This is a genomic window from Bacillus sp. GMs2/2 (assembly GCF_050172095.1).
In the GTDB taxonomy this organism is placed as follows: Bacteria; Bacillota; Bacilli; order Bacillales; family Bacillaceae_G; genus Bacillus_A; species Bacillus_A cereus.
Window position 1 is genome coordinate 1 of the sequence record NZ_JBNLYE010000176.1, and the last position, 8,313, is coordinate 8,313.

An 8,313-nucleotide genomic window follows, 5' to 3' on the forward strand; every position below is an offset into this window, starting at 1 on the left:
AAATTATACTTATCAATATTATCTTTCGTAAATACAACTCGTTCTGGTAATACGATAATTCCGTTCCCTTCTGCCTCATAATCATATCCTTGAATGGAGTTTGGCTCTACTTTCACTTTTCCAATTCCTTTTACTTCGAAGCTATCCCCTACTTTTAACTTCTTCCCTTTTACAACAATTTCATTTGCTACATACGTTGCGAGAGCACCTTGTTGTTTTACATCCCATAAACCAAATTGTTGTACTGTTCCTCGTTTTACATAATCACGCATAACGTTCGGTGTAGAAAATCCAGTTACCACTACTTTTTTATCCATTTTTAAGTTTTCAGCTGCCTGCGCCATTGCTGGGAGTGCTGTTGCATCTGGACAAATAACTGCGTTAATATCTGGATACGTTTTTAATATGTTCTCCCCTACGGATAAAGATTTTTGTGCATTATTTTCACCGTACTGCGTCGTTACAATTTCCCAGTTCGGATATTTCTTTTTAATAATTTCTTTCGCTTTCGTTACCCATTGGTTTTGATCCGTTACTGTCGGGCTAGAATAAAAGAATGCTACTTTTCCTTTATCTCCAATTTGCTTAGAAGTCATTTCTATTAATAAGTTAGCAAGTTGGTCTGGTGTTCCTTGGCTTATATAAAAAGAACGATCTTTCGGATTCACATCAGAATCCCATGTTAAGACGGTCATTCCTTTTTTCTTAGCACGTTGTAGTGATTGCGATAAACCATCAACTGATGTAGAGGAAACCATAAGTGCATCATAGTTTTGGTTAATAAAATTATTTATATACTTTACTTGCCCTGATACACTCGCTTCAGACGGCCCATCATATTTCACTTGTACGCCTAGCTTCTCTCCCATCTCCTTTGCTCCTTCACCTCCCGATGTGAAGAAACCAACTCCTGTTAATTTCGGAATAAATGCAAATTTCACATCATCAGCCTTTTTCTTATCTGCCGTTTGGCTAGAACACGCAATTAAACCGATTAAACAAATACATACAATCAATACAATCCCTAGTTTTCTCTTCATGACATTTCCCCCTTATGCAAACTCTGTCTTTTCCCCGCTAAAAATTGATGTAATTTGAAATGTCTCATAATAACTGAAAGAATAAGGATAATACCTATTACTACATTGGATTGTTCATTTGTTAAACCCGTCATTTGCAAGCCATACTGCATGAGCCCAATGAAAATACTCGCCAGTACAGTACCGATAATGCTTCCTTTTCCACCTGTAATAAGTGTCCCGCCTAATACAACTGCTGTAATGATTGGTAATATTGTTTCGCTTCCTATATCAGCACGTGCAGAACCGAAATATGCAGTTAAGAAAGCTCCTCCTAATCCACCTCCTAACCCAGAAAGTATGTAAGCAATGATTACTACTTTCTTCGTCTTAATCCCGGTGTATTTTGCTGTATTTTCATTCGCACCTGTTAATTGTACGTGGCGCCCATATATCGTTCGGTGAAACAAAATCGTGCATACAATTGTTAATGAAATAAGTAGCCCTAATAAATTGGGTATTCCTATAAAACTACCATTTGCTAGTTGTACATAAGTATCAGGTAAACCGCTTATCCCTTCATATCCAGAAGCACCCGCCCCTCCTGAAATAACGAGTGCAATTCCTCCGTATAAAAACATCGTTCCGAGTGTAACGACTAGTGGTTCTACATCTGTCATTTTTATAATGAGTCCATTTAAAGCTCCTGCTAAGCAACTGACTATAAGTGCCATTATTACTGCTAGTAAAATATGAATCCCATTCATCCAAAACACACCAATTAAAATCGAGGTTAGCCCCATAATTGATCCTACAGATACATCAATTCCTCCTGTTACTATAACAAAAGTCATTGGTATCGCCGCAATTGCGATAAATAGGAAATCATTTGTACTAAAAAGGAGATTACTAATATTTAAGAAATCGCTATTTATAAAACTAAAGAGAATGAATTCTATAAGAAGTAATATGATTAACACACCTTCCCATCTGTAAAAATACTTCATAGATTCATCCTCCTTTCTGCTTTCCACCTCTTCATGACGCTATCTAATATAATAATAAGTAATAGTAAAAAACCTGAAATAGCATTATTCCAAAATGCTGGTATTTTTAAAAAGACGAGTGAGCTACTTATTGTTTCTAAAAATAACGCTCCTAATGCAGCTCCAAATAAAGATCCTGTTCCTCCTTTTAAATGAATTCCTCCTAGTACAGCGGCTGCGATTACTTGTAATTCTAATCCTGTACCTGTTTGATTTGGGACGAACCCGATATTCATAACAAATATGCAACCAGCGAGCGCAGCGCTTATGCCTGAAATCATAAACGCATATATCTTCACTTGATTAACAGGTATACCAATAAGCCTCGCGCCATCTTCATTATCACCTACCGCATAAAAGTATCTTCCCAATGGCACTTTTCTTAAAAAGAAGTATAGTAGTAGTAAAATAATAAGAACGAACCATACAGTTATAGGTAAACCAAGAATGATGATAGATGACAGCTGCTTAAAATCGTTTGGAATATCTTCAATCCACTTCCCGCCTGTGAAGATTAACATTGCACCCCTAACAATTCCTAGCATCCCTAATGTCATAATAATGGCTGGTATCCGAAACTTTGCAACTCCAATACCATTTACGAAACCGATAATGGCCCCAAGTATAATAGCTACAAATATCGACAAGAATGCACTATACCCATTCGTTAACATCATTCCGCAAACTGCTGCACTTAATCCCATGCTTGAACCAACTGATACGTCTATATTTTTCGTAAATAAAACGAACGATTGGCCAATTGCTAGAACGACTAAAATAACGCTTGATTTCATCAGTAAAGATAACGAGTTAAATTGAATAAAACTAGGATTTATTATACCGACAATAGCTATATAAATTAGTAGTAACATTATGATAGACGTTTCGTGCATTTTATACATACGTTTCATTCCGTTACACCTCCGTATGCAAGGCGTGTAACTTCATTCACACTCAGTTGTTCTTTTTCCATATGAGAAACAAATCGCCCATTTCTCATTACATATACACGGTTTACTAATTGGATAATTTCTTCAACATCTGAAGAGATTAATAAAATTGCGAGTCCTTCCCTTTTCATTTTTTTTATCGTCTCATACACTTCAAGCCTTGCTTTCGCATCAATTCCGCGAGTCGGCTCATCAAGAATAATAATTTTAGGATTACATGCAAGATACTTCGCAAGCACGACCTTCTGCTGATTACCTCCTGATAAAGATGCCAATTCTTTATTCATATTCTGTACAACAATTCGGAACTGTTCTATAAACGAATTAACTAAAGCGCTTTCTTTTTCTTGATTTATAAAAAAGCGATTATTTTGATATAAACTTGCTGCTGCAATATTTTCTTTAACAGAAGCAATTGAGAAAATTCCATTCCTCACTCTATCCTCTGGCACATAAACTAGGCCTTCGTCTAGCCTTTTATGCAAAGAACACGTATCAATTGATTTTCCACCCAATAAGATAGACCCTGATTTTATAGTTTTCAATCCAAATATCGCTTCTGCTAATTCCGTTCTGCCAGATCCTATAATGCCAGCAACACCTACAACCTCACCCGCATGTACAGTGAATGATATATTTTCAAATGCGTGACCATTTATATCAACCACTTCTAATATTTTTTTCGTCTTTACTGTCTCTTGAACTACTTCTATTTTCTCTTTCTGTTTATATCCTTTTGGCAATAGTCCCTCCATCAGCATGTCATATGTATAGTCACATACATCACCTTGGCTTACAACCATTCCATCACGTAGTATTGCTACTTTGTTGGCAATTTCAAAGATTTCTGGAAAACGATGCGTAATATAAATCATCCCAATTCCTTTTTCTTGTAAACTTTTCATCAACACAAAAAGACTCTTAATTTCGTGTGTTGTTAATGTCGATGTTGGCTCATCTAGAATAAGAATCTCAGCTTCTCTTATTAATCCTCTAATGATTTCTACTAACTGTTGCTGCGCAATAGATAACGATTCTCCCTGTTCATTAAGATCAATATCCCAACTTAAACTGTCAATTAATTGCTGAACTTTTACTTTAAGCTTCTTTCTATTCCCCTTTAATCCAATACATATATTTTCTTCAATGGTCATATGCGGAAAAATGAGCGGTTCTTGTGGTATTAAATAAATCCCTTCTTGGTGTGCTTCTTTTGGATTTGCAAACTGCTGTCTCTTTCCTTTCACATACATTTCTCCACTATCATACGAATATAACCCCGTTAATATTTTCATTAATGTCGATTTCCCGGCGCCATTTCCACCAACTAAAGCGTATATATCACCATGCTCTACTTGTAAGTTCACTTCCTTTAGCACAAGTTGATTCGAAAACACCTTACTCATTTTCTTCACTTGTAATAAGGGCACATTCTCCACATGATGTCACCTGCCTTTACCCAGAACATTTTTTGAGAAAATGATTATTTGTTCTACTTGTTTTGTAGCATTGTATATTCCTTTTTTCATATCTAGAACACTTTTTTCAATGTACTATTAATCGTTTCAACTGGAATAAACAAAATATGTGACACATATGTTTAAGCATTGGTCAATTGTTGAAAGGGATGAAGAGTATGTCACAGCTGAACTTTGAAGAAAATTTATTAACTAAAGTAGCCTGGTACTATTATAAAGATCAATTAACACAACAAGAGATTGCTTCACTTCTTCATATTTCAAGAAATAAAGTCGTCCGGTTATTAGATAAGGCACGCAGTGAAGGTATCGTTACATTTCACGTAAAAGGAACCGGTTTGCATTGCTTGAGCATTGAACGTGACTTAATGAAAAAGTTCCACTTAAAAGATGCTTTCATTATCCCTACTCCAATAAACAATTATGCTACTTCTCTCGGAAAAGCCGCTGCACAATATTTAGAGACTCATCTCCAACAAGGTGATTTACTCGGCATCGGCTGGGGTGAAACGATAAGTAAAATGCTAGAAAACATTCATTTTGAAAGTTCTATTAATCTTTCATTCGTAACGCTAACAGGCGGAGTAAACCACTATCTCCCAAGAAAACAAAACTATTTACACTACATGCAAGGCGAACTTCATATTATTCCTACTCCTTTTCTAGCATCTTCTACTGAAATGGCACGAAGTATTTTATCAGAACCAAGTGTGAAAGATATGCTTCATGTCGCTTCACTTGCACATACAGCAGTTGTCGGTATTGGCGGGTTATTTCAAGACGCTACAATTGTAAAAGAAGAAAAATTAACGCTACGTGAAATGACATATATTCGAAGTCAAAACGGGGCGGGCGATATTTTAGGACAGTTTTATAATACGAATGGTGAGTTATTAGAGCTCTCGCATCATAATCGTCTAATTGGCACACCACTTACGATTCTTCGCAACATGAAGCATGTCATTGGTGTGGCTGGAGGTACTGAAAAGATAGATGCAATTTATGGTGCCTTAAAAGGAAAGTTTATTCATTCATTAATTACCGATGAGGAAACTGCCCTCTCCTTATTACGAAAGGATGGTGATTGTTAATGTCCCATTTATTAGCTTTCGATGCTGGTACAGGGAGCATTCGAGCAGTTCTTTTTGATTTACATGGTAATCAAATTGCAGTAAGTCAAAAAGAATGGATTCACAAATCTGACCCTCGTTATCCAGGCTCTATGAACTTTGATGTAATAGAAAATTGGAAGCTAGTACAAGAATGTACGAAAGAGGTTCTTCAAAAAAGCAATACCCCTGCCTCTTCTATTCTTGCTATTAGCGCTACAAGTATGCGAGAAGGTTTTGTTTTATATGATAAACATGGGCAAGAAATATGGGCATGTGCAAATGTTGATGGCCGTGCATCCGCTGAAGTTAGTGAGCTAAAAGAAATCCGCTCACATCTTGAAAAAGATTTATACAGAAAATCTGGGCAAACTTTTTCATTGGGTGCTTTACCACGTCTACTTTGGATTAAAAAACATGAACCAGACGTCTATAGCAATATTCACTCCTTTACAATGTTAAATGATTGGATTTTGTATAAATTAAGCGGCGTACTGCAAATCGACCCTTCCAACGGTTGTACGTCCGGAATCTTTGATTTACAAAATAGGAATTGGGATAACGATGTCGCTAAAGAGTGTGGTATAAATTTGCCATTTTCACCAAAAGTAAATGAAGCTGGCACTGTGATTGGTAATGTTTCAAAAGAGTGTGCAGCACTAACTGGTTTACTTGAAGGGATTCCTGTCGTCGCTGGCGGCGGTGATGCTCAAATGGCAGCACTCGGGACTGGAGTCGTAAAACCAAATCAAACTTTAATATGCGGCGGCAGCTTTTGGCAACAGGAAGTGAATATTACAGAGTCAACAACGGATCCAAATGCTGCAATTCGAGTAAATTGTCACGTCGTTCCGAACCTTTGGCAATATGAAACGATTGCCTTTTTCCCTGGCCTCGTTATGCGTTGGTTTCGAGACGCTTTTTGCCAAGAGGAAAAAAAACTTGCTGACAAACTCGGTGTAGATGCTTATGAATTATTAGAAGAACAAGCGAAAGACGTACCTGTCGGTTCATATGGTATTATCCCTACTTTTTCAAACGTTATGAACTACATTTCTTGGCGTCATGCCGCACCTTCATTCTTAAATTTAAGTTTAGATGCTGACAAATGCGGAAAAAAGGAAATGTTCCGTGCTATTGAAGAAAATGCCGCCTTCGTTACACTTGGAAACTTAAAACTAATTGAAAATCTTACTGGTACATTCCCTTCTGAAGTCGTTTTTGCTGGCGGTGCCGCTAAAGGGAAACTATGGCCACAAATTCTATCAGACGTACTCGGCATTCCTGTAAAAGTACCCGTTGTGAAAGAAGCAGCTGCTTTAGGAACTGCGATTGCTGCTGGAGTTGGTGCTGGCATATATTCATCTATGGAAGAAACTGCCGAAGAGTTTGTACAGTGGGAGCAAACATTCGAACCAGTTACTGAAAATCACGAACTATATAAAGAGTTCTATGAAACATGGAAAACTGTATATGACAGTCAGCTCGCTTTAGCTGATAAAGGGCTCACCTCACATATGTGGATTGCGCCTGGTGCACTGTAACACATTACATAAAGGAGTGAACTGTATGTTAAAAGCGAATGAAAATGACTTCTCCTATCGCTTCGGTGATAACGGGCCGAAATATTTAATACAAGGTCCAAATATTGATCTTGGCCTTGTTGTCATTCAACCGGGCCAGGAGTTTCAAAACCATTATCATACGACGTGCGAAGAGGTCTTTTATGCATTAGAAGGTGAAATAGATTTCTATGTGAATAATGAAAGAGTTCCAATTAAACAAGGTGATGTCCTGCAAGTTCGTCCTCATGAATCTCACTATCTTATTAACCATTCTGACAAACCTTTTAAAGTTGTTTTTATAAAGTCACCACATTTACCAAATAAAGATACAGTACAAACGGAAAATCCAACATTAACGAAGGAGTGATTTGGAATGACTTGGGGATTTAAAAATCGATTAAATACAATTTTACCTGATGGCAGAGCGGTAATGTTAGCGATAGATCACGGCTACTTTTTAGGGCCAATTCACGGGCTTGAACAGCCACTTGAAACTGTTAAAAACTTACTTCCTTACACGGATTCTCTCTTTTTAACGCGTGGTGTACTTAGCTCCTGTATTCCTGAGAACTGCAGCACACCGATGGTTATGCGTGTATCTGGCGGCGCTACTGTCGTCGGTAAAGATTTAGCGAATGAAACAATTGTTACACCTGTAAAAGAAGCAGTGAAGCAAAACGCAATTGGCGTTGGCGTTTCTGTTTTTGTCGGATCAGACTATGAAACACAAACTGTTACAAATCTCGCAAATGTAGTCTCTGAAGCTCACGATTACGGCCTACCTGTACTCGGCATTACCGCAGTCGCAAAAGAATTACAAAAACGTGAAGCTCGCTTTCTAGCACTTGCTTCCCGCGTATGTGTTGAAATGGGTGCTGATATTATTAAAACGTATTACTGCGAAGGATTCGAAAAAATAACGAGCACATGCCCTGCCCCAGTCGTCATCGCGGGCGGCCCCAAACTAGATTCAATTGAAGACGCATTAAACATTACGTACAATGCGCTGCAAGAAGGCGCAATTGGAGTAGACATGGGCCGAAACATATGGCAATCCGAGCATCCAGCTGCGATGATTCAAGCAATACATGGCATTGTAAAAAATGGATTGAATGTGAAAGAGGCACTTGAACTTTATGATGATGT

Annotated in this window: 8 protein-coding genes; 4 read left to right on the plus strand and 4 right to left on the minus strand. The window is 37.6% G+C overall.

The window, feature by feature from the left end:
- The 4 genes from lsrB to ACQGS6_RS18795 all read right to left on the minus strand — a co-directional run.
- Positions 1-1,040 (minus strand): autoinducer 2 ABC transporter substrate-binding protein LsrB (lsrB, locus tag ACQGS6_RS18780; protein WP_426965420.1); only part of this gene is annotated, 1,040 nt, incomplete at its 3' end.
- Positions 1,037-2,026 carry an ABC transporter permease gene (locus ACQGS6_RS18785; RefSeq protein ID WP_000873524.1) on the minus strand — a complete coding sequence of 330 codons (990 nt, stop codon included), beginning with the start codon at positions 2,024-2,026 and terminating at the stop codon, positions 1,037-1,039. The genes lsrB and ACQGS6_RS18785, both read right to left, overlap by 4 nt.
- Entirely contained in the window at positions 2,023-2,976 is a 954-nt protein-coding gene (locus ACQGS6_RS18790; RefSeq protein WP_074625433.1) for an ABC transporter permease subunit, read from the minus strand. The genes ACQGS6_RS18785 and ACQGS6_RS18790 overlap by 4 nt, the downstream gene beginning before the upstream one ends.
- Entirely contained in the window at positions 2,973-4,454 is a 1,482-nt protein-coding gene (locus ACQGS6_RS18795; RefSeq protein WP_426965421.1) for a sugar ABC transporter ATP-binding protein, read from the minus strand. The genes ACQGS6_RS18790 and ACQGS6_RS18795 overlap by 4 nt, the downstream gene beginning before the upstream one ends.
- A gap of 179 nt (positions 4,455-4,633) precedes the next feature.
- Between ACQGS6_RS18795 and ACQGS6_RS18800 the strand changes: the two genes are divergently transcribed.
- The 4 genes from ACQGS6_RS18800 to lsrF form a co-directional block, all read left to right on the plus strand.
- Positions 4,634-5,584: a sugar-binding transcriptional regulator gene (locus ACQGS6_RS18800; RefSeq protein WP_426965422.1), complete on the plus strand. Its 951-nt coding sequence runs from the start codon at positions 4,634-4,636 to the stop codon at positions 5,582-5,584.
- Positions 5,584-7,146 (plus strand): autoinducer-2 kinase, encoded by a 1,563-nt coding sequence (gene lsrK, locus ACQGS6_RS18805; protein WP_426965423.1) that lies wholly within the window; start codon positions 5,584-5,586, stop codon positions 7,144-7,146. Before ACQGS6_RS18800 ends, lsrK begins: the two co-directional genes overlap by 1 nt.
- Positions 7,147-7,171: 25 nt before the next feature.
- A complete protein-coding gene (locus ACQGS6_RS18810) occupies positions 7,172-7,534 on the plus strand; it encodes a cupin domain-containing protein (protein WP_426965424.1) in 363 nt (120 codons plus the stop codon).
- Positions 7,535-7,540: 6 nt separating this feature from the next.
- A partial coding sequence (gene lsrF / locus ACQGS6_RS18815; RefSeq protein WP_426965425.1) for a 3-hydroxy-5-phosphonooxypentane-2,4-dione thiolase occupies positions 7,541-8,313 on the plus strand: 773 nt, incomplete at its 3' end.

Excerpts from the sequence above, each read along its gene's own strand:
- ACQGS6_RS18785 (WP_000873524.1), bottom strand. The coding sequence starts at position 2,026 with ATGAAGTATTTTTACAGATGGGAAGGTGTGTTAATCATATTACTTCTT.
- ACQGS6_RS18790 (WP_074625433.1), bottom strand. The coding sequence starts at position 2,976 with ATGAAACGTATGTATAAAATGCACGAAACGTCTATCATAATGTTACTA.
- lsrK (WP_426965423.1), top strand. The coding sequence starts at position 5,584 with ATGTCCCATTTATTAGCTTTCGATGCTGGTACAGGGAGCATTCGAGCA.
- ACQGS6_RS18810 (WP_426965424.1), top strand. The coding sequence starts at position 7,172 with ATGTTAAAAGCGAATGAAAATGACTTCTCCTATCGCTTCGGTGATAAC.